Below are 25764 nucleotides of genomic sequence, written 5' to 3'. Positions count from 1 at the left end.
TTGAAAACAAAAAATCATAAACACCGATATATCAACGTTTCTAAAACATTCATGGGGGCGTCAATAAGCCGTAAAAATCACTTATTAGACACTCCCTTTTCAGACAGGAGGGTGATGTCCATGCGATTTGATGAAGCTTATTCAGGAAATGTTTTTATTAGAAGCCATCCAAGCTTTGAGGAAAGTGAAGCAGTCATTTATGGAATGCCGATGGATTGGACAGTCAGCTACCGGCCAGGCTCCCGTTTCGGTCCGGCCCGCATTCGGGAGGTTTCCATCGGATTGGAAGAATACAGTCCTTATTTAGATCGTGAGCTTGGGGACGTAAAATATTTTGATGCAGGCGATATTCCTCTTCCGTTTGGAAATGCAAAGCGGAGCATTGAGTTGATTGAAGAGTTTGTGGACAAAATTTTAAAAGCGGATAAATTTCCTCTCGGAATTGGAGGAGAGCACCTTGTAACATGGCCTGTCATTAAAGCGATGCATAAAAAATATCCAAATTTAGCGGTCATTCATATCGATGCGCATACAGATTTGCGCGAGCATTATGAAGGCGAGCCTCTGTCTCATGCCACTCCGATCCGGAAAGCAAGCGATTTGATTGGCCCGGAAAATATTTTTTCATTCGGCATCCGATCTGGGATGAAGGAGGAGTTTGAATGGGCGAAAGAGGCTGGACTTTACATTGCCAAATTTGAAGTGCTCGAGCCGCTCAAAAAGATTCTTCCGAAACTTTCACAAAGACCTGTATATGTTACGATTGACATCGATGTGCTGGATCCTGCTCACGCGCCGGGAACCGGAACAGTCGATGCTGGCGGCATTACATCAAAAGAGCTGCTTGCTTCTATACATGAAATTGCCCGTTCTGATGTGAAAGTTGTCGGCGCTGATTTAGTTGAAGTCGCACCTGTATATGACCATTCAGAACAAACAGCGAATACAGCGAGCAAATTGATTCGCGAAATGTTATTAGGCTGGGTGGCAAAAAGAAAGTAAAGTCATTTTTCTGCCATAGTGCTTCTGCTATGGCTTTTTATTATTCAAAAGCTGAACAGCTTGGATCGAGCGTCAAGCGGCAGGCAGGCCAATATAAAGCTTTTAACAGCAAATGACTTCCACTAAAATATAGAATAAATCCCTAAAAAGGACGATATAAAGACATGCGCGTACCTGTTCAAATTTATGTTCAAAACAAGATTTTTCAAAATCAAACAGAAGAAGAGCGGATTGAATTTTATACAACCGGGGAATTTTTCAAAAAGCAGCACACTTTTTATTTGGTTTATGATGAGATTCAAGATGATGAAACCGTTAAGACGTTAATCAAAATCAGCGAAAAGGAAACGACTCTCATACGTTCCGGAGGCATTCGCTTAAGACAGCGCTTCAAGCAGGGACAAAAAACGTATGCCAATTATGAAACACCGTACGGGACGCTGAAGCTCGCAGCAGAGACAAAATCGCTTATCTGGCATACAGATGAAGAAAAACATGGTACACTTAGCATAGAATATTTGCTCGAAATAAATGGAGATACCCCTCGTTTACACAGTTTAAGCATTCAATTTAAGAAGGAGGAGCATTGAATGAACATTGTAGATGAAGTAAAGGAGCAGCTGAAACAAGAAATAAAAAATGCTGTATTGAAAGCAAACATCGCAGAAGAGGAGCAAATTCCGGAAGTTATTTTAGAGGTGCCGAAAGAAAAAGCACACGGCGATTACTCAACAAACATGGCCATGCAGCTTGCTCGCATAGCTAAAAAAGCGCCTCGGGCGATTGCAGAGGAAATTGTTCAACATTTTGATCGAGCGAAAGCATCCATTGAAAAAATTGATATTGCTGGTCCGGGCTTTATTAATTTTTTCATGAATAATGAATATTTAACTAAGTTGATTCCAGCCATTATTCATGCGGGTGACAAATACGGCGAATCAAATGTTGGGGAAGGTAAAAAAATCCAAGTGGAGTTCGTTTCTGCAAACCCGACGGGAGATCTTCACTTGGGGCATGCGCGCGGAGCAGCATTCGGCGACTCTCTTTGCAACATTTTAGAAAAAGCGGGGTATGATGTAACCCGGGAATATTATATTAATGACGCTGGAAATCAGATTCACAATTTAGCTCTGTCCGTAGAGGCAAGATATTTAGAAGCGCTTGGAAAAGAAGCGGAAATGCCTGAAGACGGATACTATGGACAAGATATTATGGAAATCGGAAAAAAAATTGCTGATGAATATGGCGACAGTCTGCTTGAAAAAAGCGAAGAAGAACGGCTGCAATTTTTCCGTGACCTCGGTCTGAAATATGAGCTTGAGAAAATTAGAAAAGACCTCGAAGAATTTCGCGTTTCCTTCGATGTTTGGTATTCTGAGACATCCCTATACAAAAGCGGCAAAATTGATGAGGCGCTCGACATGCTTCGGAAAAACGGCCACATTTATGAACAGGACGGGGCAACATGGTTCCGCTCTACTGCATTTGGCGATGATAAAGATAGAGTGTTGATTAAGAAGGATGGGTCTTATACGTATTTAACACCAGATATTGCTTATCATAAAGATAAATTGGATCGCGGCTTTGATAAGCTGATAAACATTTGGGGCGCGGATCATCATGGCTATATACCGAGAATGAAAGCAGCCATTCAGGCGCTGGGGTATGATCAAAATATTCTTGAAGTGGAAATTATGCAAATGGTCAGCCTCTTTAAAAACGGCGAAAAAGTGAAAATGTCAAAACGTACTGGCAAGGCTGTCACGATGAGAGAATTGATCGAAGAAGTCGGCTTGGATGCCGTTCGTTACTTTTTTGCTATGAGAAGCGGCGACTCGCATATGGATTTTGACTTGGATTTGGCTGTATCGGAATCAAATGAAAATCCTGTCTATTACGCACAATACGCTCATGCGCGTGTATGCAGCATTCTCCGCCAAGGAAACGAGCAAGGCCTGTCTTACAATGCAAACGAAAGCGATCTTTTGAATGAAATTCAATCTGAGAAAGAAATAGAGCTGTTAAAAAAGCTTGGTGAATTCCCTGGCGTTGTCGCTGAAGCCGCAGAGAAAAGAATTCCGCATCGGATTACGAATTACATTTTTGAGCTGGCATCTGTGCTACACAGCTTCTACAATGCAGAAAAGGTGCTTGATGCAAGCAATGAAATGAAATCTAAGGCGCGGCTTGCTCTTATGAAAGCAACGCAAATCACGCTGAAAAATGCCCTTACCTTAATTGGCGTTTCCGCTCCTGAAAAAATGTAACGAATTTAGATGTGGGAAATGATTCGAGTAAAAGGGAATAGGAACGCTTTCCGATTTCAACCTAATCGCACCTCTTTTTCTAGGATGTTAAAACGAAGAGAGCAGAAAAAGCCTTTTTTCAACAAGTTATTGTGTGAAAAAGGGCTTTTTGCTTTTTTGTTTGCATATATTTGAAGGAGACATGCTATTTATTTTCCGACAGCTGTGCTGTTTGTTGAGTTATAACCCCTTTTGTATTTTGTTTATGATAGGGAAGAGCTTATTCATTTTTTGCTGTATTAAACAGGATCCATCATACTGCTTTTTGAAATGAGGCTGAACCAGCTGAGACTATGGAAAAGCAGACAATGAAAAAAGCGAAAAACAAAAAGCGCGATCCAAAAGTAAATTGCAGGCTCTATTGCTAGGTCAAGAGAGTTTTCCACAGCGATGTGAACGCTGTTTGAGTTGTTCAGCAAACGCCCGGCAGTCGTTGCAGAGATTATTGGTCGCTTAGTTATATTGAAAACTAACATCCTCATAAATCATTTTGAAAAACCCCGTTCTTTTGCAGAAATGTCATTAACTGTTTTCGGCCGCGGAAAATTTTTGTTTTCACCGTATTTTTAGGCAAATTCATCTGCTGGGCAATTTCTGTATAGGATAATCCCTGCTGCCGCAATAGAATAATCTTTTTTGTATTAGGATCCATTTCGTTTAATGCATTTTGCACGTATTCAATCATTTGTTTTAATAAGGCCTCGGATTCGGGATTCCATTCTGAGAAGTTGTGAAAAATTGCTTCTTGCTGCAGATGGTTTAGCAAATGATTGTTTCGTTGAATTTTTCGAAGATGGTCGGTGGCTGTATTTTTTGAGACAGTCGTAATCCAAGCGCTGATATTGGTAGGCATATCATTCGTTTGAAAATATATATATATTTTAATACAAACTTCTTGGACGATATCATCAACAAGAGATTCGTTTTTCACAGTCCTTTTGACAGTTTTTTTTATTTGATGATGGTGTTGTTTAATGAGCCCGACAATGTCAGTCGTATCCATTTTTCCGGCACTCCTCTAGCAAAATGAACAAATAAATTTTGGAATTTGTTCAATATTTTAGAAATCAATAACTGTCATTATATACGAAACAAAGGAAAAATGGTTCCGATTTTCAACGATTTGGTGAATTGACTGAACGTTCATTCATTATATAATATAATTAAGAAACGTCCGAAATTTCAGTCAAATACAACAGGGGGATTTTATGAATGGGGGAGAATAATGAATACACTATTATGGATTAATTTTTTTGCGTTTTTACTTGTAACCGTTTACGCGGTGTATTTGTTTATTTATTTAATTCAAACTAGAATTGCTTATATCAAACTTGGAAAAAAAGAAAAATTCGACGGGAAGGTAAAAGAACGTTTCGAACGGATTTGGGTCAATGTGTTCGGACAGAAAAAACTATTAAAAGACAAGAAAATGGGCTGGGTTCATGTTATTTTTTTCTACGGCTTTATTCTTGTCCAATTCGGTGCGATTGATTTCATTTTAAAAGGGCTGATTCCGGGGAGCCATTTGCCTTTCGGACCGTTGTACCCGATTTTCACCTTTTTCCAAGAAATTGTTACCCTCCTTATTTTAGTAGCGGTAGTTGCTGCTTTTTACCGGCGATACATTGAAAAGCTTGTCCGTTTAAAACGAGGGTTTAAATCCGGACTTGTCCTTATTTTTATCAGCGGATTAATGCTGTCTGTACTGCTTGGAAACGGTATGTACATGATTTGGAGGGGATATGAACGAAGCTTTAGTGAACCTGTTGCCTCATCGGCTGCTTTCCTGCTGGGCTTTGTCGGTGAAACAGGCGCCGCTGTTATTTTTTACGTTTTTTGGTGGGTGCACCTGCTCATTTTGCTCACATTTTTAGTGTATGTCCCTCAGTCTAAACATGCCCATTTAATTGCAGGACCTGCCAATGTTTTTTTAAGTCGTTTGTCAAATCCAGGGAAGTTGGAGAAAATTGATTTTGAAGACGAAACTCAAACATCATATGGAGTCGGAAAAATTGAAGATTTCCGGCAAACGCAGCTTCTCGATTTGTACGCCTGTGTTGAATGCGGACGGTGTACAAATATGTGTCCGGCGACTGGTACTGGAAAAATGCTTTCGCCGATGGATTTAATCATAAAGCTTCGGGATCATTTAACAAATAAAGGGGCTGCCATCACTTCCAAGTCCCCTTGGGTGCCTGCCTTTGCATTTCAAAATACGATAGGAAATCAGCTGGCTCTTCAGTCGCTGCAAAAGGGAACAGGTGAAGCGGCGGCGGCTCTCGACTACAATCCAAGCCTCATCGGGGAGGTCATTTCAGAGGAAGAAATATGGGCATGTACGACGTGCCGGAATTGTGAAGACCAATGTCCAGTAATGAACGAACATGTCGATAAAATCATTGACCTGCGCCGCTACCTTGTATTAACAGAAGGAAAAATGAATCCGGATGCGCAGCGGGCGATGCAAAACATTGAGCGGCAAGGAAATCCGTGGGGCCTAAACCGCAAAGATAAGGAAAATTGGCGCAAATCACAAGAAGATGTCTACGTGCCAACGGTGAAGGAATTGAAAAAGCAAGGCGAGGAGTTTGAATATTTATTCTGGGTCGGTTCCATGGGATCATTTGATAATCGCAGCCAAAAAATCGCTTTATCGTTTGCTAAACTTTTGAACGAAGCAGGTGTGAAATTTGCTATATTAGGAAATAAAGAGAAAAATTCAGGTGACACACCGAGGCGCCTTGGCAATGAGTTTTTATTTCAAGAGCTTGCTGCAAGCAACATAGCCGAATTTGAAAAATATAATGTGAAGAAAATTGTTACAATCGACCCGCATGCTTACAACATATTTAAAAATGAATATCCGGATTTCGGTTTTGAAGCCGAAGTGTACCATCATACAGAACTTTTAGCAAAACTGTTGAAAGAAAAGAAGCTCGTTCCGAAATATGAAGTGAATGAAACGATTACTTTCCACGATTCTTGTTACCTTGGAAGATACAACGAAATTTATGATCCGCCCCGTGAAATTTTGGCATCCATTCCAGGTGTAAAAGTTGTTGAAATGGAACGGAATCGGGAAACGGGCATGTGCTGTGGAGCCGGCGGCGGTCTTATGTGGATGGAGGAAGACACGGGAGTGCGCATCAATGTTGCGCGCACCGAACAAGCATTAGCTGTCAATCCAAGCGTGATCAGCTCCGGATGTCCATATTGTCTAACAATGCTGACAGATGGAACGAAAGCAAAAGAGGTTGAAAATAAAGTGAAAACGTACGATGTAGCGGAGCTGCTGGAAAAAGCTGTTTTTGGCGAATCGAAGGAGCAAGAGCTCATTTCATAAAGATATGATTAGCATAGAAAGCAATTTTTAAAAGGCGCCTCAAGGGCGCCTTAAGATTTTAAAAAATAGAAAGATAGACAATGGAATTTGACGAAAAAATTTAAAATCAAGACACAATACGGTAGCATAAAGTTGTAAAATTTGTTTATAATGAATGGTATGCAAACGTATCATATGGTACATCACTGAAAGGGCGGCATTTCATCATTCGGAATTATATCATGCTTTATTCTATTTTCGTTGCCCTTTCATTTAATAAAGATAGATGAAAGACGAGAAAGGGAGTGCCTGACCTTGAGCTTAACGCAATACTCGCAGGAGCAGCTGAAAGAAATGTCGATGGTGGATATCGCTTACCTTATTCTTTCCGAAAAAAGGCAAGCTATACCGTTTGAAGAATTAATGAAAGAAGTTAGCAGTTTATTAGGGCTTTCGGAGGAAGAAGCGACCGAACGCATTGCACAGTTTTATACGGATTTAAATATAGATGGAAAATTTATTTGCATTGGGGAAAATAGCTGGGGCATTAAGAGCTGGTATCCGCTCGATCAAATTGAAGAAGAAACCCAGCCGACGGTTAAAACGAAGAAGAAAAAAGCGAAGATTGCATACGATGAAGAAGATCTTGACGATTATGAAGACTTGGTTGAAGACGATCTTGACTATGACGATCTTGACGATTATGTGGATGAAGAAGAGCTTGATCTTGATGAAGAAGACGATGATTTTGAGGACGAAGAAGATGATGAAAGCTTTGATGATGAACTAATTGACGATGATTACGATGTAGAAGATGACGAGTTGGATGCTGATTTCGATCTCGATGAGGAAGAATTGGACGAACAATAATGTCCTAAATTTAAGGGTTGACTTTCATAGTTTTCCTCGCTAATATTTTAATTGGGCTTTAAAAGTACGGAAAACAAATTACAATATGAAAGCTCCCTTTCCGAAAAGGAAGGGAGCTTTCATATTTTTTTGTTGATGCCTTCTGACGATTTATTTTGTGCAAATTAACAAAAGGATAGATTGCAACTGGAGGGAATTTTTGCATGACCAAGTATATTTTTGTAACCGGTGGCGTTGTTTCATCTTTAGGGAAAGGAATTACTGCCGCATCTCTTGGCAGACTTCTAAAAAACCGCGGGTTGAATGTGACGATTCAAAAATTCGATCCATATATCAATGTTGATCCGGGAACAATGAGTCCGTATCAGCACGGCGAAGTGTTCGTGACGGATGACGGCGCTGAGACTGACCTCGATTTAGGCCATTACGAGCGCTTTATTGATATTAATTTAAATAAGTACAGCAATGTCACAACAGGAAAAATTTATTCGGCCGTCATTAAAAAAGAACGGAGAGGCGATTATTTAGGCGGAACCGTTCAAGTCATCCCCCATATTACGAATGAAATTAAAGACCGCGTTTTTCGCGCTGGCAGAGAAACAAATGCTGATGTCGTTATTACCGAAATCGGCGGTACCGTCGGAGATATTGAATCATTGCCGTTTTTGGAAGCCATCCGCCAAATGAAAAATGAAGCAGGCCGCAAAAACGTCATGTACATTCATTGTACTCTTGTGCCATATATTAAAGCAGCAGGAGAAATGAAAACAAAGCCGACACAGCATAGTGTGAAAGAATTGCGCTCATTGGGAATACAGCCAAATGTGATTGTAGTGCGCACAGAAATGCCGATTTCCCAAGAGATGAAAGATAAAATTGCTTTGTTCTGCGACATTGAACCGAAAGCTGTCATTGAATGCCGTGATGCTGATATTCTTTACAGCGTCCCTTTAGCATTGCAAGAACAAAACCTTGATCAAATTGTTTGCGATTATTTGGATCTTCAATGCGGACAAGCTGATATGACGGAATGGATCGAGCTTGTCAATAAAGTCCGCAATTTATCAAAAACAGTCAAAATCGCCTTAGTCGGCAAATATGTCGAGCTTCAGGACGCCTATATTTCCGTTGTGGAAGCTTTGAAGCATGCCGGATATTATTATGATGCCGATGTGGAAATTGATTGGATCAATGCGGAGCATGTTACGAAAGAGAATGTAGCAGACTTGCTTCAGGGAGCTGAAGGTATATTAGTTCCTGGCGGATTTGGAGACAGGGGAGTGGAAGGGAAAATAATCGCGACTCAATACGCCCGCGAACAAAAAATTCCTTTCCTTGGCATCTGTCTTGGCATGCAGGTAGCTTCGATCGAGTTTGCCCGCAACGTTCTAGGATTAAAAGGTGCGAATTCATCTGAAATTGATCCAAACACTCCATATCCGATTATTGACTTGCTTCCGGAGCAAAAAGAAGTAGAGGATTTAGGAGGAACGCTCCGTCTTGGTTTATATCCTTGCAAATTGAAAGAAGGAACAAAGGCCTATGAAGCCTACAACGATGAAGTAATTTATGAACGTCATCGCCATCGGTACGAATTTAACAATGAGTTCCGTCAGCAAATGGAAGAGGCCGGATTTGTATTCTCCGGAACAAGTCCAGATGGACGGTTAGTAGAAATCATTGAATTACAAGACCACCCTTGGTTTGTTGCGTCCCAATTCCATCCGGAGTTTACATCACGGCCAACTAGACCGCAGCCTCTTTTCCGGGAGTTCATTCACGCTTCTCTAAACAAGAAAAATCAATAAGAAGTGAAAGAAAAGGTTGTCTGAACGATTGGTTAGACAGCCTTTTTTTTGCTCGTAATACAAATTTTTTTATTTCGACAATAGCAAAAAATCGCCTCTTTCACTGTTTTCCAAAAGCAGCGGCTTTGTTTTTCATTTTGAAGAAAGAATCGGCCGGGAAATCGACGCTGTTCTAAATTTAAAAACCATCCCTATAAACGGCGTCGCTTTTTTTCATAAAATTTTATTAGAGTATCGTAAAAATGACTAATACGCGATTTTTCATAAAAACGCATTGTAAATCATGAAACAGGTCATCAGCCTCTCTGCACTACAAAATGTATTTGATAAAGGTCTAAAGTCTGTATAAGAGAGGACTAAATTTCAATAGGTTTCTATGCTAATTCATAAGAAGGGGCTGTCCAGAAAATCCACTGAAAACGAAGCATCATAAGCATTGATATATCAACGTTTCTAAAACATTAAAGGGGCGTCTATAAGCCGGAAAATCGACTTATTAGACAGCCCCTTCGCATTTCTTGCATGTAAAGTTTATTCTTCATGTTCCTCCAATATTTCTTTCACAGTCAAAAATAAGCAGTAGTAAACATATAATGAAGTCATGAGCACAGGGAAGCCGATTCGTTCATTATGTTCAGTGGGAATAATGGGTTTTGTTAATTTGGAATCTACATGTATATCGACAAATTGCTGTAAGCTTTTTTCGCCGTTAACAGCTGCGGAAACCCCAACGGTTGGAATCCCTTTTTCGGCCAATTGCTGCGCAGTATCAATCGCATCAAGATCAGTCGAAAACGGAGTGAAAAGGAGAACGCGGTCTGCTGCGGTTACGTTATCCACATCAGGCAAAGGCTTGCATGCCGGAAAGGATTCTCCTTTTTCAACTTGGGCATAAATTCCTTCAAGAATTCCCCATCCTTTTACATAAATGGCGCCTTCTCCGATTGCAGCTTGCGCCAGAAGACGTGCGGCATCTTCTATTTGGCTGTTTTCTTTCTCTTGAATTCTTTGGAAAAACCCTGTTAATTGTGTCGTAAAAATTTTTAACATTCAATCATCAGCCACCTTTATACAAAGTTCTCTGCTTATATAATAAGAAAAAGCGGCGAAGAATCAAAATATGAATAATTTGTGAACCGGTTGGCAGGAAATTGTAATTTAATCGAGAATACATAACTAAATAACTGTAGATGAGCAAATCCGCTAACATAAATTTACAACCAAACAAAAAAGAAGACATGAACCCGATTCCTTGGTTAGAATAGATGTGCCAAAAAACCATTCAAACAAGGAGGTTCATGTCTCATGAATAGACTAGCACATCATCAAGGAATTCACAAGTTTTTCACGATGTTAGGATTGGCGCTTTATTTCTCGAAACCTGTTATGAAGCATCTTGTTCATATCGTGGATGCCATGATCACCAAGGGCTTTTCGGGAACACTAACCGATTTACATCATGGGAGTTTTCATCCGAACCATCGAACGACACTCAGCCATTTTTTCACGAAAAGCCCGTGGGAGGAAGAGACATTGCTTCGCAAACTCCAGCAATGGATGCTTCATCGTGTCGAACGGATCGCCAAACAGAAAAATCAACCCCTTTTTGTTTCGATCGATGATACGATTTGCCAAAAAACAAAGCCTTCGTCACGGGCCACGCACGCCATTCAAGGGTGTGATTGGCACTATTCTCACACAGAGAAAAAGTCGATCTGGGGACATTCTCTTGTTTGGCTCATGGTTCATACGATGACCCAGGCTTTTCCCTTTGCGTTCCGCCTCTACGACAAGGCGGCTGGGAAAAGCAAGGGGGAACTCGCGATCGAGATGCTTTCTTCTTTGGATGTACGCCGTCCCGTTTATGTGCTGATGGATTCGTGGTATCCATCGCAAGCGCTCGTGGAAGCCTGTCTGAAAAAAGGATTTCACGTCATCGCGATGCTCAAAACGAACCGGATTCTCTATCCGAAAGGCATCGCCATCCAAGCCAAACAGTTTGCCCGCTATATCGAACCGAACGACACCCATCTCGTCACGGTGGGAGAAGAGCGTTATCGCGTGTATCGCTACGAGGGATCGCTGAAAGGTCTCGATGATGCCGTTGTGTTGTTGGCTTGGAAAGCCGATCAGCCGATGACACCCGAACATCTTCACTGCGTCTTGAGCACCGACCGGGAGCTAAGCGATGAAGAGATCTTGCGCTACTATGCCCAACGTTGGTCGATCGAATGCTTTTTTCGACAAGCGAAAGACCAGCTGAAGCTCGATGGGTACCGCGTTCGCGGGCGTCGGGCGGTGAAACGGTATTGGATCTTGGTGCAACTCGCTTATGTGTACAGTATGGTCGAGTCCAACCGGGATTTCCCTACTGGGCTTGATCTTCTCCGAACGAAGAAAGGGCATAGTCTTGTCGAGTTCATTTACCATGCAGCGAAGCAAGATATTCCCATTGATGTTGTCAAAAAACAGCTCCATGTGGCATAAGGGGTACCCTGTTTGTCTCTTTTTACATGGTAATTATTGTAATTAAAATTGCTCAACTACAGTAAATAAAATTTTAACGGATTTCCGAAAGAAGTCTCCCATCCTCAAGGAATGTGCAGGGCGTAGCCCAATGAGTAGGTGGGAGATGAATTTCGGTTGGCGTTAGCCAACGAATAGGATAGAATATGGGTAGAACGGACACCTTCGGAACGAAGGGAAGCGTAAAGGGTTCTTGTGTGTGGCTTACCGTTCAGCGAACACACACAAGTCGCTTGAAGCCCCAACCTCTAAGCGAAGCGTAGGTGGTGGGTAGTTCACAAAGTATTGCATTTGTTTAAGTTAAGAGGTGTAAAAATGGATGGAAAAATTTTAATTGTCGACGATCAATACGGAATTCGGATTTTGCTGAATGAAGTGTTCAATAAAGAGGGTTATCAAACTTTTCAAGCTGCTAACGGTTTTCAGGCATTAGAAATAGCCGAAAACCATTCCCCTGATCTCGTTTTATTAGACATGAAAATTCCAGGGATGGACGGGATTGAAATTTTAAAAAGGCTAAAAAAGGTTAACCCTGATATACGAGTCATTATCATGACCGCGTATGGAGAACTGGATATGATTCAGGAAGCGAAAGATTTAGGGGCATTAACACACTTCGCCAAGCCGTTTGACATTGACGAGCTGCGGGATACAGTGAGAAAATATTTGCCTTCCCGAGCGAAATAAAGTGTATAATCCATGAATTTATCGGGATAAAGTTGCCGAAATCCTCATAAGTTGGTATTCTATTTAGTAAGAAAAGATGATTGGCATCATACATACATTTTTCTTGCTCAGGTCATGCTAGATTTGAGCTTTTCGCTAATCGCAACATAGGCTACTTAATTTAAGGAGGATTTTTCGATGCCCTTAGTTTCAATGACTGAAATGTTAAATCGTGCAAAAGAAAACGGCTATGCTGTAGGACAGTTTAATTTAAACAATCTCGAGTTCACACAAGCAATTCTGCAAGCAGCAGAAGAAGAAAAATCACCGGTTATTTTAGGCGTTTCTGAAGGCGCTGGTCGCTATATGGGCGGTTTTAAAACGGTTGTGAACATGGTAAAAGGTTTGATGGAAGATTATAAAATTACCGTTCCAGTTGCCATCCATTTAGATCACGGCTCAAGCTTTGAATCATGTGCAAAAGCTATTCATGCCGGCTTTACTTCTGTTATGATCGATGCCTCTCATCATCCTTTTGAAGAGAATGTCGCTTTAACTTCCAAAGTAGTGGAGCTTGCTCATCTACATGGTGTATCTGTTGAAGCGGAATTAGGTGTTGTCGGCGGACAGGAAGATGACGTAGTAGGAGAAGGAATTATTTACGCTGATCCAAATGAATGTGAAGAGCTTGTAAAACGGACAGGTATTGATTGCCTAGCTCCTGCATTGGGATCTGTTCACGGTCCGTATAAAGGAGAGCCGAACCTAGGCTTTAAAGAAATGGAGGAAATCAGCAACCGGACTGGCGTTCCATTGGTACTGCACGGGGGAACAGGAATTCCGACAAAGGATATTCAAAGAGCAATTTCTTTAGGAACTGCGAAAATTAACGTTAATACAGAAAACCAAATAGCATCTGCTAAACGCGTACGCGAAGTTTTGGCAGAAAATCCGGATATGTATGATCCGCGCAAATATTTAGGTCCTGCCCGGGAAGCCATTAAAGAAACAGTTAAAGGCAAAATGCGCGAATTCGGTTCATCCGGAAAAGCAGAATAAATAGATAAGGTTTCATATTTCTTTATGCAATTAACGGCCGCCTTTCTTTTATGAAGTATGGCGGTTTCGTTTCTTGTTTTTGCGAAAGCGATCACATAAGGGAGGTACCAGGCATGTTATTTTTTATTGATACAGCAAATATCGAAGAAATTAAGGAAGCTCAATCACTAGGCGTTTTGTCAGGAGTAACAACTAACCCTAGCTTGGTTGCAAAAGAAAAAGGCGTAACGTTTGAAGAAAGATTGAAAGAAATTACATCCATTGTTTCCGGATCTGTCAGCGCGGAAGTCATCTCAACTAAAGCGGAAGAAATGATTAAGGAAGGTCAAGAATTAGCTAAAATTGCACCAAATATTACGATAAAAGTTCCTATGACCCCTGATGGTCTAAAAGCAGTCAAAAAATTCTCGGAATTAGGAATTCATACAAACGTGACGCTTATTTTTAACGCCAATCAAGCGCTACTAGCTGCAAGAGCAGGTGCTACATATGTTTCTCCTTTTTTAGGTCGGTTAGATGACATCGGTCATAATGGATTGAATCTCATTTCAGAAATCTCCCAAATATTTGATATTCATGGCATTGATACGAAAATTATTGCTGCTTCCATCCGTCATCCGCAGCATGTAACTGAGGCAGCATTGCGCGGAGCTCATATTGCCACGATTCCTTATAAAGTGTTGATGCAGCTGTTCAAACATCCGCTGACTGATCAAGGTATTGAGAAATTTTTAGCAGACTGGAACAATCGATAAATGATAAAACGGGGGATTTCCCCCGTTTGAAAAATCTTTTGCCGCAGAATCCGGTCTTTTGACTTGCTGTAACGCCTGAAGGAGTAGAATCTGCTCGTTTTTCTGGTGAACGTTTTGTCATGCCCTATCTATTTGTGTACAATAAAATTGCCGCCTTTTCGTATGTATTTTTCAACAAATGGTAATCAATGTGTAAAGAGGGCTTTTCATCATGACAGTTTGTTAAAGAAAATCTGGATCCCGTTTTCTTTAGCAAACTGTTAGGTCACAAGAAGGGAGACTGCTATGGAAAAGTTAAAAGTTGCAGGCGGGCAGAAGTTGAAAGGTACGGTGAAGGTAAGCGGTGCCAAAAATAGCGCAGTAGCATTGATTCCAGCAACAATTTTAGCAAGCTCATCCGTTACGATTGAAGGGCTTCCAGATATATCTGATGTACATATTTTGGGCGATTTATTGGAGGAAATAGGGGGCAAAGTTTCGTTTCATCAAAACGATATTACAGTCGATCCGACAAGCATGCTTTCAATGCCGCTTCCAAACGGAAAAGTGAAAAAGCTGAGAGCCTCTTATTATTTAATGGGAGCGATGCTTGGCCGGTTTAAAAAAGCGGTGATCGGGCTTCCCGGCGGCTGTCATTTAGGCCCGAGACCAATCGACCAGCACATAAAAGGGTTTGAAGCTTTAGGTGCTTCTGTAACAAATGAGCATGGTGCCATTTATTTGCGTGCGGATGAGCTTAGAGGAGCTCGGATTTTTCTTGATGTTGTAAGCGTGGGTGCCACCATAAACATCATGCTTGCAGCGGTCTTGGCAAAAGGGCGGACAATTATTGAAAATGCTGCAAAAGAACCCGAAATTATTGATGTTGCAACTTTATTATCCAGCATGGGTGCAAAAATAAAAGGGGCCGGAACGGACGTCATCCGGATCGATGGGGTTGAAAAGCTGCATGGCTGCCGCCATTCGATTATTCCGGATCGAATTGAAGCAGGAACGTATATGATTATCGGTGCCGGCATTGCAGAAGAGCTCATCGTTGACAATGTCATACCTCTTCATCTCGAATCCCTTATTGCGAAGCTTCGGGAAATGGGGGTCCATGTAGAAACGAGCGATGATCAAGTTTATATCGCCCGTCGAAATAAAGAATTAAAGCCTGTCGATATAAAAACTCTCGTTTACCCGGGATTTCCAACCGATTTGCAGCAGCCTATGACAACGCTTTTGACACAGGCGAACGGAACGAGCATGGTGACGGATACCATTTACTCTTCAAGATTCAAGCATATTGATGAATTAAGAAGGATGGGTGCTCAAATCAAAGTGGAGGGTCGGTCTGCGATCATAACAGGTCCGTCAACTCTTCAAGGTGCAAAAGTAAAAGCGAGCGATCTTCGGGCAGGGGCATCGCTTGTAGCAGCGGGTTTAATGGCCGATGGAATAACAGAGGTAACCGGCATCGACCATATTGATCGCGGATACAGCCATTTGGAAGAAAAACTTGCCGGGATTGGCGCCAAAATATGGAGGGAGAAATTAACTGACCAAGAAATTCAGCAATTGCAAAATTCATAAGAATCACCAATTTTGCATGAAATGACATCAAAGGGGGAGGAACACAAAATGGAAAGAAGTTTATCAATGGAACTTGTACGTGTGACAGAAGCAGCTGCCCTTGCGTCTGCACGTTGGATGGGCCGCGGCAAAAAAGATGAGGCGGATGATGCCGCGACCTCAGCAATGCGAACCGTTCTAGATACGATCCCGATGAAAGGAACAGTCGTGATTGGAGAAGGAGAAATGGACGAGGCTCCGATGCTGTATATTGGGGAGAAGCTTGGCAACGGCTACGGCCCGCGTGTCGATGTCGCCGTAGATCCATTGGAAGGAACCAATATTGTGGCGTCAGGCGGCTGGAATGCACTTGCAGTTATAGCGGTAGCCGACCATGGGAACATGCTCCATGCGCCAGATATGTATATGGACAAAATTGCAGTAGGGCCTGAAGCTGTCGGGTGCATAGATATTGATGCTCCGATTATCGACAATTTAAAAGCTGTTGCAAAGGCGAAAAATAAAGATATCGAAGATGTTGTAGCAACTGTTTTAAATCGAAAAAGACATGAGCATATTATTCAAACCCTTCGAGAAGCGGGTGTTCGCATTAAACTGATCAATGACGGCGATGTCGCTGCGGCAATTAATACCGCCTTTGACCATACGGGCGTTGATATTTTGTTCGGATCTGGAGGGGCTCCTGAAGGAGTGTTGGCAGCAGTTGCTTTAAAATGTTTAGGAGGAGAAATACAAGGAAAGCTGCTGCCGCAAAATGACCAGGAGCTGGAACGATGTAAAAAAATGGGGATTGATGTCAACAAAACTCTTCGAATGGAAGACTTAGTAAAAGGCGATGATGCGATTTTTGCTGCAACAGGTGTAACGGATGGCGAGCTGTTAAAAGGTGTGCAATTCAAAAGCTCTATTGCAACGACTCATTCTGTTGTGATGCGTGCGAAATCCGGAACAGTTCGCTTTATCGATGGCCGCCATTCTTTGAATAAAAAACCGAATTTAGTTATTCGATCTTAGTGAGAGGAGACGAATAGATCTCCTCTGCTTTTTAAAAATATACCCTTCAAAATACTTTCCGCTGTTTTTTTAGCTTGAAATGTATTGCGAAAAGTAAAAAAATAAGGTAAAAATAAAGAGGTTGTTATAAAAAGATTTCTGCTTTTAAGCTTCCTACCTTCCTGCCTCCTTCTCAATCCATTTGCCCTTACGTTTTCAAACAACAAATTTTAATGGATGGAAGAACGAAACGTGAAATATTTTGAATATGGTAAGAAAAGCGTGGTGTAAGTATGAGCGAGATTTCCATTTCAACTCTTGAAAATATGAAATTAAAAGAGTTGTATGAACTAGCACGGCAATTTAAAATTTCATATTACAGCAAATTAACAAAAAAGGAATTAATTTTTGCAATATTAAAAGCAAATGCGGAGAAAGAAGATTTGCTATTTATGGAAGGCGTCTTAGAAATCATTCCTTCTGAAGGATTTGGTTTTCTGCGTCCAATTAACTATTCTCCCAGCGCAGAGGATATTTATATTTCAGCCTCGCAAATCCGCCGTTTTGATTTAAGAAACGGCGATAAAGTATCTGGAAAAGTCCGCCCGCCAAAAGAAAATGAACGATATTACGGATTGCTGCACGTTGAAGCGGTAAATGGCGACGACCCCGAATCTGCGAAAGAACGCGTCCATTTCCCGGGCCTTACTCCTCTTTATCCAAATAGACAAATGAAATTGGAAACCGAACCTAAAAATTTATCAACAAGAATTATGGATTTAATTACACCAGTCGGCTTTGGACAGCGCGGTTTAATTGTGGCACCCCCTAAGGCAGGAAAAACAATGCTTTTAAAAGAAATTGCCAATGCCATTACGACGAACCATCCTGAGGCTGAACTGATTGTGCTGCTTATTGATGAACGTCCTGAAGAGGTAACCGATATTGAACGTTCTGTAAAAGGGGATGTCGTAAGCTCAACTTTCGATGAGGTGCCGGAGAATCATATTAAAGTCGCTGAACTCGTTCTTGAACGAGCGATGCGTCTTGTGGAGCATAAACGGGATGTCATTATTTTAATGGACAGCATAACTCGGCTGGCCCGCGCATATAACTTAGTAATTCCGCCAAGCGGCCGGACGCTGTCAGGAGGGATTGACCCTGCCGCATTTCACCGTCCAAAGCGGTTTTTTGGGGCGGCGCGGAACATTGAGGAAGGCGGCAGCTTGACGATATTGGCAACTGCGCTTGTAGATACGGGATCGCGAATGGATGATGTCATTTACGAAGAATTTAAAGGAACGGGAAATATGGAGCTTCATCTTGATCGTTCATTAGCGGAAAGGAGAATATTCCCTGCCATTGATATTCGCCGTTCCGGTACACGAAAAGAAGAATTGTTAATTCCGAAAGAGCATTTAGAAATGTTATGGGCGATTCGAAAATCTATGTCGGATCAGATGGATTTTGCTGAACGCTTCTTAAAGAAAATGCGCCAAACGAAATCAAATGAGGAATTTTTTGAGATGCTAAAAGAAGAATGGAAAACAACTGGCATAAAAAGTTTCTAACTATGTTGCATTTCTTGTAAACCCTTGTTATAATTTTTTTATGTGTGTTTAAGAATGTTGAAGCGTGAAATAATTGCACGTTTCCGAATAGATAAACTCTGTTTCGAAATGATTCAGGGCGTAAAGGAGTTGAAAACTATGAAACCGGGAATTCATCCAAATTATAAAAGAGTACTCGTAAAATGTGCATGCGGAAACGAATTTGAAAGCGGTTCTGTTAAAGATGAGGTGCGCGTTGAAATTTGTTCTGAATGCCATCCGTTCTATACAGGCCGTCAAAAATTTGCAACTGCAGCCGGACGTGTAGACAAATTTAACAAAAAATACGGTCTTAAATAATTATGTAAAACAGGCAGTCTTTTCATTCTGCCTGTTTTTTCACTTATTTGACATGTTTTTATAAAACGGGGAGAGATTTTTAAATATGGCGCAATTGTTTTTTAAATACGGGGCGATGAACAGCGGCAAATCCATCGAAATTTTAAAGGTTGCTCATAACTATGAGGAACAAAACAAATCGGTGCTGATTTTCACGTCTGCCATTGATACTCGTGATGAAGTTGGATATGTATCAAGCAGAATTGGCTTCAGACGAAAAGCGATACCGATCTACGATGATACGAATATTTTCCAAATTGTGAAGGAGTATCAGCCTAAGCCGTACTGTGTGCTAGTGGATGAGGCACAATTTTTAAAGAAAAAGCATGTACTTGAGCTTGCGGATATTGTTGACAAATTGAATATTCCCGCAATGGCGTTTGGATTGAAAAACGATTTTCAAAATGAGCTTTTCGAAGGAAGCAAATATTTGCTGCTTTTTGCGGATAAAATTGAGGAAATGAAAACGATTTGCTGGTTCTGCGAAAGGAAAGCAACAATGAATTTACGGATTGACGACAACGGCAAACCGGTATATTCGGGCGAGCAAATCCAAATCGGAGGAAATGACAAGTACTATCCTGTCTGCCGAAAGTGCCACGCGAATCCGCCGTTATGAATCATTGCTTATTTGCATTAGATGGGAAGAAACGTTGTCGGCAAGGTGTGATGAAGAGAATCTTACGATAAGGAAATATTTTCATTTAAAAGAGCTGATCCTTTTGGGCACCTTAAGAACAGGAGGTGCTTTTTATGCGAATATTGATACCATTCATTTTGGCAGCAATATATTTACTGTCAGGGTGTGGAACGGCGGATAAAATATCAGATAATCGCTCATTAAATCTCGATCAGAATGGATCCAACCTGATGACGAGGGACGTTAAGCCTGAAAATACAGGAGATGTGGTCGACCAGCAAACACAAAATCCAAACATAAATATTGCGAACAGCCCCTTGACGATCAGGGAAGCAAAAGAACAAATCGTCCGTACACTGGAAACTGAAAAAGGTTTAGAGCTCGATTCTTTTTGGACAAATGGGGACGATGCTTGGGCGGTTATTTATACATCACAAAAATTGACGGAACAACAACGCGAAAACCGGCAAAAGGAGCTGTATGACAAGTTGCAGCGTGCACTGCCCCGATACAACTTGCATGTTCAGTTAATCAATAAAAAATAAAACTCGTTCACCGATTGAGCGAGTTTTATAAAGAACTTATAAATCGAAAATTGATTTCGTGTATCGAGTGTGTGTCATGAAGACGGGCTTATAAACCGAAAATGGAGCTGAGCAGCGTTTTATATACTGCCTTCTTTTTTCGGGGTTTATCAATCGAAGACATTTGAAGTTCAGGCATATTTTTTTTGCTTTCAAGCTCTTTTATTTTTCTTTCGAGCGTCTCGATCCTTCCTGTCAGCTCTTCAATTTCCTTTCTTTGCACTAAAAGCTGATATGACACGACATCGTCAGCTTTTGAATAGATCATTTGCTCCAGATCCGCTATTTTTTTCAACAATTCGTTCGAAACCGTTCCACCAGCACTTTTAGCCGATTCTTTTCTTTTCGCTTTTACTATTACTTGTTGCATTGGAACTCCTTGTTTTATTTGATTGTGAACTTCTTTGAGCAAGGTGATATCCTCGTCAGAAAACATATAATGTCCAAGTTCGTTCCGTTCCATTGGAAGATTAAGCTGTTTGATCCAGCGCTGAACTGTTTTCGGAGAAACACCGATTTTTTTGGCAGCATCGGTTGTATTCATCGAACCTCCCCTTTCAAACGATCATAATATACATATTCAGCTTTTTATAGGAGAACCCTTCCTGTTTGACAAAACAAGCGGTCATCCGGCAAAAGTTCTAGAATATCGACAGAGGAGCCGGCAATTATCCGAACGTTTGAAACTGCGAGAGCTTCAAAAAATATATTCTGTTCCATTCGGCCGCTGATTCTATTTCATGGCAGAATCATTCGTCCGCATACATCTGGTTTTGTCTGTCAGCCGACTTGATTTTGTCCTGCACTCTAGATCAAAAACGAAAAATTTTAAAAGGTTGCTAGTTTGGTACAAATGATGGCAGCATATTGGATTGATTCATCGCTTTTTAACAAAACCTTGATGTGATTATAAAAGCCGTCCGAACCTGTAAAATCGACTTTGCAGCATCGCATATCGAAAAAAGCTTTTTTGCTTCCCAATTGTTAAAAACGGTTGTTTTTGACTGGTACAGTTTCCTATACTATAATTTAGAAAGTTACAAACGGTGCACCACATAGGAGTTTCCCTATGAGTGGGCTATGATTAAAAATAGAGGTGAAATTCCGTGTTAGAACGTTTGCAAGCGGTTGAAGACCGATATGAAAAATTGAATGAGCTTTTAATGGATCCGGAGGTTGTCAACGATCCGAAAAAGCTGCGCGAATATTCGAAAGAACAATCTGATCTTCAAGAAACGGTTGAAGTTTACCGTGAATATAAAAAGGTAAAAGAGCAGCTAGAAGATGCAAAAAGCATGCTTGAAGAAAAGCTTGATCCAGAAATGCGGGCAATGGTAAAAGAGGAACTGGCAGAGCTTGAAGCGCGGGAAAGCGAACTGATTGAGCAATTAAAAATTTTATTGCTTCCAAAAGATCCAAACGATGAAAAGAACGTTATCATGGAGATCCGCGGTGCAGCAGGCGGAGAGGAAGCAGCGCTTTTTGCTGCAGACCTTTACCGCATGTATACTAGGTATGCGGAAGATAAAGGCTGGAAAATAGAAGTAATGGAAGCAAACACGACCGGGACTGGCGGCTATAAAGAGATCATTTTTATGATTACAGGAAAAGGAGCCTATTCCAAATTAAAATTTGAAAACGGTGCCCATCGCGTGCAGCGGGTACCGGAGACGGAATCTGGAGGCAGAATTCATACGTCAACTGCAACAGTCGCCTGTTTGCCGGAAGCGGAAGAGGTAGAAGTAGAAATTAACGAGAAAGATATCCGTGTTGATACATTCGCATCAAGCGGTCCTGGAGGACAAAGCGTTAACACTACGATGTCAGCTGTACGTTTAACACACATTCCAACCGGAATTGTCGTATCCTGCCAGGATGAAAAATCACAAATAAAAAATAAAGAGAAAGCCATGAAGGTTTTGCGTGCCCGCATTTTAGATAAATACCGCCAAGAAGCGCAAGCGGAATACGATCAAAACCGAAAGCTTGCTGTTGGAACCGGTGATCGATCGGAACGCATTCGTACGTACAACTTCCCGCAAAACAGAGTTACAGACCATCGTATCGGTCTCACATTACAAAAGCTTGATCTCATCCTAGAAGGAAAATTGGATGAAATTATCGATGCCCTCATTTTAGAAGATCAAGCGAAAAAACTGCAATCCCAAGGGGAGTAAACCATGCCGAAAGTTTTCGAAGCCCTCAAATGGGCTTCTTCTTTTTTAAAACAAGCGGGAAGAGATGAGAATGCGGGAGAATTGCTGCTTTTGCATCATATGAAGAAAAGTCGGGCGGGCTTGCTTGCCGATTTAAGAATGGATATTGACAAACAAGTATGGGAAATCTTTCAGCAGGACGTGCAAAAACATGCTCAAGGGATGCCTGTGCAATATATTATCGGCTGCGAACAATTTTACGGCCGCCCTTTTAAGGTGAACGAGCATGTATTGATTCCGAGACCGGAAACGGAAGAGCTAGTTCAAGGCGTGCTGCTCCACTCTGAACGTTTATTTTCTGAAAGGGAGCAAATCGATGTTGTAGATATTGGCACGGGGAGCGGTGCTATTGCCGTCACATTGGCTCTTGAAAATAAAAAAATGCGCGTGTCTGCCACCGATATTTCCGAAAAAGCGCTTGCAGTGGCAAAAGAAAATAGCGAAAAGCTTTGTGCTAATGTGCATTTTTATCAAGGCGATTTGCTGAACCCTATTATAAATGCAAAGCAAAAAGCGGATGTTGTTGTGTCCAATCCGCCGTATATTCCGGATGAAGAAATCATGGAGCTGTCAACGGTTGTAAAGGACTGGGAGCCGACATTAGCGCTTTCAGGAGGAGCGGACGGCCTTTTGTATTATCGAAAAATTGTGGAGCAGCTTCCAGATGTGATCCGCTACCCTGGATTAATCGCATTTGAAATCGGGCACGGACAAGGAAAAGATGTGAAAAGCATGCTAGAGAATAGGTTTCCAAAAGCAGAGGTACAAATTGAATACGATATGAATGGAAAAGAACGGAAAGTATTTGCTGTCCTTTCGTTATAATAAGCTTTTCGAGCCATTCCCTCCTTTTCTAGCAAACTTTAAATCTGAACCAATTTTATGTTTAAGATCTCTCTCTTCTGTCGATAATGACGTACTGAAGGGAGAGGAAAAACGATGAAAAAGAAATTATCTGTTATATATATTTTTTTAATGCTGTTTGGCAGCCTATTAACAGCTTATGAAATGCCGACAGACGCAAAACAAAATGAGACGGTGATCATTCCTGACGAAGCCATTCGTCTGCGAATTTTAGCAAATAGCGATTCTCCGGAAGATCAAGCTTTAAAACGGAATGTTCGGAATGCGGTCAATGAAGCAATTAATCAATGGGTTCAGGATCTAACTTCGATTGAAGAGGCGCGTAAAATCATTCGAGCAAAAATACCAGAAATTAAGGATATCGTCCAAAGCGTTTTAAAACAGGAAAACAGCAGCCAATCCTTTACAGTGGAGTTTAAAAAAATTCAATTTCCGACAAAGCTTTATGGAAATTTCCTTTATCCGGCTGGAAACTATGAAGCCATATTGATCACTCTTGGAGAAGGAAAAGGAGCCAACTGGTGGTGCGTGTTGTTTCCGCCGCTTTGCTTTGTCGACTTTTCAAGCGGTGAAGCTATTCAACAGGATGAAGAAAAGGATAAAGTAAAAGAAGAAAAGAAATTAGAGAAAACAAAAAACTTATTCGCTCCTGAAGAACATGATGAGGAAGTAGAAGTGAAATTTTTCTTAGTAGAATGGTTTACAAATCTGTTTTCATAGGTCTAATTCAGCTTTTGCCTCATACATTGATTACTAGATTTGTCCGAATAAAAGGGGTGAAAGCGTGTATTATTCATTGCGGTTTGCGGAAAGGGAAGACTTAAAAACCATTCAACAATTTGCAGATCAAGCGGGCGTTTCCACGGAAGGCTTCGACAACAGCCATTTTATTATTATGGAGACTGATCATGGTGAAATAGCGGGATGTCTAGGAATGGAAGTCATCAATCAGGATGGTCTCCTCCGCTCTTGCGTTGTGTCCAGCAATTTGAATCAAGGACATATCATTTCCCTATTAAAATCGGCAGACTTATTAATGGAACAGTTTCGTTTGAAAAATATTTATTTTGCAGTCAACAAAAATTCTGTAGCAGAGTTATTAGAAATATTGGGATTCAAGAGGATTCAAGCGGATGAATTGCCTTCCCACATGCTTGCGTCAAATCTGGTGAATCAGTTGGTATCCGTTCCAAATGTAGAGTTTATGGTAAAATAACGCTAAGGATACGTATAAATTATACACAATATCCACAATATTTATCCACTGCAATCAGCAGCTTTATCCACAATTTGTGGATAAAACTTGTTCTTGAAAAATAATTGAACAGTTTCACTATTGCTTAGAAAGATTCATAACACTCGTTCATGTATTAGCAAAGGAGTAAACGAAATGAAAACGAAGCATTGGATTGTGGATAATTTAGAGCATGTTACAAAAAATTCTCCACAAATTGTTCAGGCAGCCGAACTATTGAAAAAAAATGAATTGGTTGCCTTTCCAACAGAAACAGTCTATGGACTAGGAGCAAACGCGAAAAGCGATGAAGCAGTAGCAAAAATTTATAGCGCGAAAGGAAGACCGAGCGATAATCCGTTAATTATCCACATTGCTAAAAAAGAACAGTTAACAGAGATTGTGGATAGCTATCCCGATTGGATTGATCCATTAATTGACCGTTTTTGGCCAGGCCCTCTCACCCTTGTTTTGCCAAAAAAAGAAGGTCTGTCGAATCTTGCCACAGCAGGATTATCAACAGTAGCAGTGCGCATGCCGGATCACCCTGCAGCATTAGCATTAATCGAAGCAGCAAATCTGCCGATTGCAGCTCCGAGCGCCAATCTTTCCGGAAAGCCAAGTCCCACTTCTGCTAAACATGTCATGGATGATCTCGAAGGGCGAATCCCGGGAATTGTCGATGCAGGCCCTACTGGACTTGGCGTAGAATCAACAGTACTTGACTGCACCGAGGGTATTCCAGTGATCCTGCGTCCAGGTAGTGTTACAAAGCAGCAATTAGAAGAAGTCATCGGTTCGGTGCGCATAGATGCTGCGCTGCTGAATCAGGAGGAATTGCCGAAAGCGCCGGGCATGAAATATACACATTATGCACCTGATGCTCCTTTAACGATTGTCGATGGAAGCAAAGAATTTATTGAACAATTAATACAAAAAGAGAAAGAAAAAGAAAAAAAAGTCGGGGTGTTGACAACAGAAGAAAATAGTCGTTTTTACAGTGCGGATAAAATTGTTGTCTGCGGAAAAAGAAGCGATTTGCGAACAGTTGCCAGCGCACTGTATGATTCGCTCAGAAAGTTTAATGAAGAACAGCTGGATGTATTATTCAGCGAAGCGTTTCCTACGGAAGGAGTTGGACAAGCTATTATGAATCGCTTGTTAAAAGCTGCATCCCACCGGATCATAAAAGAACGGTAAACTTTTAATGCCTTGAACAAAAATCGGCGCTCAGGCCGGTTTTTTTGAGTCCAGACTTTCTGATCCTTTGTTTAACAGGCGGAATTGACAGATCAAAAGCAAATATAAAAATGGTAAAGGCTCATCTGCCATCGCACGAATAGGCAGAAACAGATCGCGCAGTTAAATAAACAGAGATCAATGAACCGGGCGCCA

24 protein-coding genes are annotated in these 25764 nt (G+C 41.2%); 21 read left to right on the top strand and 3 right to left on the bottom strand.

What is annotated here, in order from left to right; genetic code table 11:
- Positions 1-120: 120 nt before the first annotated feature.
- The 3 genes from speB (at position 121) to argS (ending at position 3269) form a co-directional block, all read left to right on the top strand.
- Positions 121-1002, top strand: coding sequence for an agmatinase (gene speB, locus NSR00_RS12090; protein ID WP_063389049.1), 882 nt, complete (start codon positions 121-123; stop codon positions 1000-1002).
- Between the two features lie 164 nt (positions 1003-1166).
- A complete protein-coding gene (locus NSR00_RS12085) occupies positions 1167-1592 on the top strand; it encodes a DUF1934 domain-containing protein (RefSeq protein ID WP_063389048.1) in 426 nt (141 codons plus the stop codon).
- A complete protein-coding gene (gene argS / locus NSR00_RS12080) occupies positions 1593-3269 on the top strand; it encodes an arginine--tRNA ligase (protein ID WP_340789017.1) in 1677 nt (558 codons plus the stop codon).
- Between the two features lie 517 nt (positions 3270-3786).
- Here the strand turns inward: argS and NSR00_RS12075 are convergent.
- A complete protein-coding gene (locus NSR00_RS12075; RefSeq protein ID WP_340789015.1) occupies positions 3787-4311 on the bottom strand; it encodes an RNA polymerase sigma factor in 525 nt (174 codons plus the stop codon).
- A 222-nt stretch (positions 4312-4533) separates the two neighbouring features.
- Between NSR00_RS12075 and NSR00_RS12070 the strand changes: the two genes are divergently transcribed.
- The 3 genes from NSR00_RS12070 to NSR00_RS12060 all read left to right on the top strand — a co-directional run bounded on the left by NSR00_RS12070 (position 4534) and on the right by NSR00_RS12060 (position 9308).
- Positions 4534-6651 carry a (Fe-S)-binding protein gene (locus NSR00_RS12070; RefSeq protein WP_340789012.1) on the top strand — a complete coding sequence of 706 codons (2118 nt, stop codon included), beginning with the start codon at positions 4534-4536 and terminating at the stop codon, positions 6649-6651.
- A 294-nt stretch (positions 6652-6945) separates the two neighbouring features.
- Positions 6946-7500, top strand: a complete 555-nt coding sequence (rpoE, locus tag NSR00_RS12065; protein ID WP_117016863.1) for a DNA-directed RNA polymerase subunit delta — start codon at positions 6946-6948, stop codon at positions 7498-7500.
- 203 nt (positions 7501-7703) lie between these two features.
- The gene (locus tag NSR00_RS12060) at positions 7704-9308 is read left to right on the top strand and encodes a CTP synthase (RefSeq protein WP_063389043.1); all 1605 of its coding nucleotides are present in this window, start codon (positions 7704-7706) and stop codon (positions 9306-9308) included.
- Between the two features lie 531 nt (positions 9309-9839).
- On the opposite strand, the gene NSR00_RS12055 is transcribed toward NSR00_RS12060, so the two are convergent.
- Positions 9840-10358: a DUF2529 domain-containing protein gene (locus tag NSR00_RS12055; protein WP_063389042.1), complete on the bottom strand. Its 519-nt coding sequence runs from the start codon at positions 10356-10358 to the stop codon at positions 9840-9842.
- A 255-nt stretch (positions 10359-10613) separates the two neighbouring features.
- Between NSR00_RS12055 and NSR00_RS12050 the strand changes: the two genes are divergently transcribed.
- From NSR00_RS12050 to NSR00_RS12005, 10 genes are all read left to right on the top strand, one after another.
- The gene (locus NSR00_RS12050; protein ID WP_340787309.1) at positions 10614-11795 is read left to right on the top strand and encodes an IS701 family transposase; all 1182 of its coding nucleotides are present in this window, start codon (positions 10614-10616) and stop codon (positions 11793-11795) included.
- 354 nt (positions 11796-12149) lie between these two features.
- Positions 12150-12521 (top strand): response regulator, encoded by a 372-nt coding sequence (locus NSR00_RS12045; protein WP_063389041.1) that lies wholly within the window; start codon positions 12150-12152, stop codon positions 12519-12521.
- Between the two features lie 177 nt (positions 12522-12698).
- Positions 12699-13559, top strand: coding sequence for a class II fructose-bisphosphate aldolase (locus NSR00_RS12040; protein WP_063389040.1), 861 nt, complete (start codon positions 12699-12701; stop codon positions 13557-13559).
- Between the two features lie 113 nt (positions 13560-13672).
- Positions 13673-14314, top strand: a complete 642-nt coding sequence (fsa, locus tag NSR00_RS12035; RefSeq protein ID WP_066251329.1) for a fructose-6-phosphate aldolase — start codon at positions 13673-13675, stop codon at positions 14312-14314.
- Positions 14315-14599: 285 nt separating this feature from the next.
- On the top strand, positions 14600-15889 hold the full coding sequence (locus NSR00_RS12030) for a UDP-N-acetylglucosamine 1-carboxyvinyltransferase (RefSeq protein WP_063389038.1): 1290 nt from the start codon (positions 14600-14602) through the stop codon (positions 15887-15889).
- 48 nt (positions 15890-15937) lie between these two features.
- Positions 15938-16903 carry a class II fructose-bisphosphatase gene (glpX, locus tag NSR00_RS12025; RefSeq protein WP_063389037.1) on the top strand — a complete coding sequence of 322 codons (966 nt, stop codon included), beginning with the start codon at positions 15938-15940 and terminating at the stop codon, positions 16901-16903.
- Between the two features lie 272 nt (positions 16904-17175).
- Positions 17176-18453 (top strand): transcription termination factor Rho, encoded by a 1278-nt coding sequence (rho, locus tag NSR00_RS12020; protein ID WP_063389036.1) that lies wholly within the window; start codon positions 17176-17178, stop codon positions 18451-18453.
- A 138-nt stretch (positions 18454-18591) separates the two neighbouring features.
- The gene (gene rpmE, locus NSR00_RS12015) at positions 18592-18792 is read left to right on the top strand and encodes a 50S ribosomal protein L31 (protein ID WP_063389035.1); all 201 of its coding nucleotides are present in this window, start codon (positions 18592-18594) and stop codon (positions 18790-18792) included.
- A gap of 85 nt (positions 18793-18877) precedes the next feature.
- Complete coding sequence (locus NSR00_RS12010) at positions 18878-19450, top strand: thymidine kinase (RefSeq protein ID WP_063389034.1); 573 nt, start codon at positions 18878-18880, stop codon at positions 19448-19450.
- Between the two features lie 134 nt (positions 19451-19584).
- A complete protein-coding gene (locus NSR00_RS12005; RefSeq protein WP_340789005.1) occupies positions 19585-20016 on the top strand; it encodes a hypothetical protein in 432 nt (143 codons plus the stop codon).
- An 88-nt stretch (positions 20017-20104) separates the two neighbouring features.
- Here the strand turns inward: NSR00_RS12005 and NSR00_RS12000 are convergent, their stop codons facing one another.
- A complete protein-coding gene (locus NSR00_RS12000) occupies positions 20105-20599 on the bottom strand; it encodes a MerR family transcriptional regulator (RefSeq protein ID WP_340789002.1) in 495 nt (164 codons plus the stop codon).
- Positions 20600-21161: 562 nt separating this feature from the next.
- On the opposite strand from NSR00_RS12000, the gene prfA reads away from it, so the two are divergent.
- From prfA to NSR00_RS11975, 5 genes are all read left to right on the top strand, one after another.
- The gene (gene prfA / locus NSR00_RS11995; RefSeq protein ID WP_340788999.1) at positions 21162-22232 is read left to right on the top strand and encodes a peptide chain release factor 1; all 1071 of its coding nucleotides are present in this window, start codon (positions 21162-21164) and stop codon (positions 22230-22232) included.
- 3 nt (positions 22233-22235) lie between these two features.
- A complete protein-coding gene (prmC, locus tag NSR00_RS11990) occupies positions 22236-23096 on the top strand; it encodes a peptide chain release factor N(5)-glutamine methyltransferase (protein WP_130156429.1) in 861 nt (286 codons plus the stop codon).
- Between the two features lie 114 nt (positions 23097-23210).
- The gene (gene spoIIR, locus NSR00_RS11985; RefSeq protein ID WP_063389029.1) at positions 23211-23855 is read left to right on the top strand and encodes a stage II sporulation protein R; all 645 of its coding nucleotides are present in this window, start codon (positions 23211-23213) and stop codon (positions 23853-23855) included.
- Between the two features lie 64 nt (positions 23856-23919).
- Positions 23920-24351, top strand: coding sequence for a GNAT family N-acetyltransferase (locus NSR00_RS11980; protein ID WP_340788995.1), 432 nt, complete (start codon positions 23920-23922; stop codon positions 24349-24351).
- Between the two features lie 174 nt (positions 24352-24525).
- Entirely contained in the window at positions 24526-25569 is a 1044-nt protein-coding gene (locus NSR00_RS11975) for an L-threonylcarbamoyladenylate synthase (protein WP_340788992.1), read from the top strand.
- Positions 25570-25764: the final 195 nt, after the last annotated feature.

The sequence above is a fragment of the Aeribacillus sp. FSL K6-8394 genome, assembly GCF_038008865.1.
GTDB classification, from domain to species: domain Bacteria; phylum Bacillota; class Bacilli; order Bacillales; family Aeribacillaceae; genus Aeribacillus; species Aeribacillus composti.
Note: the sequence above shows the minus strand (reverse complement) of the source record. Positions and strands in the feature narration are given on the sequence as shown.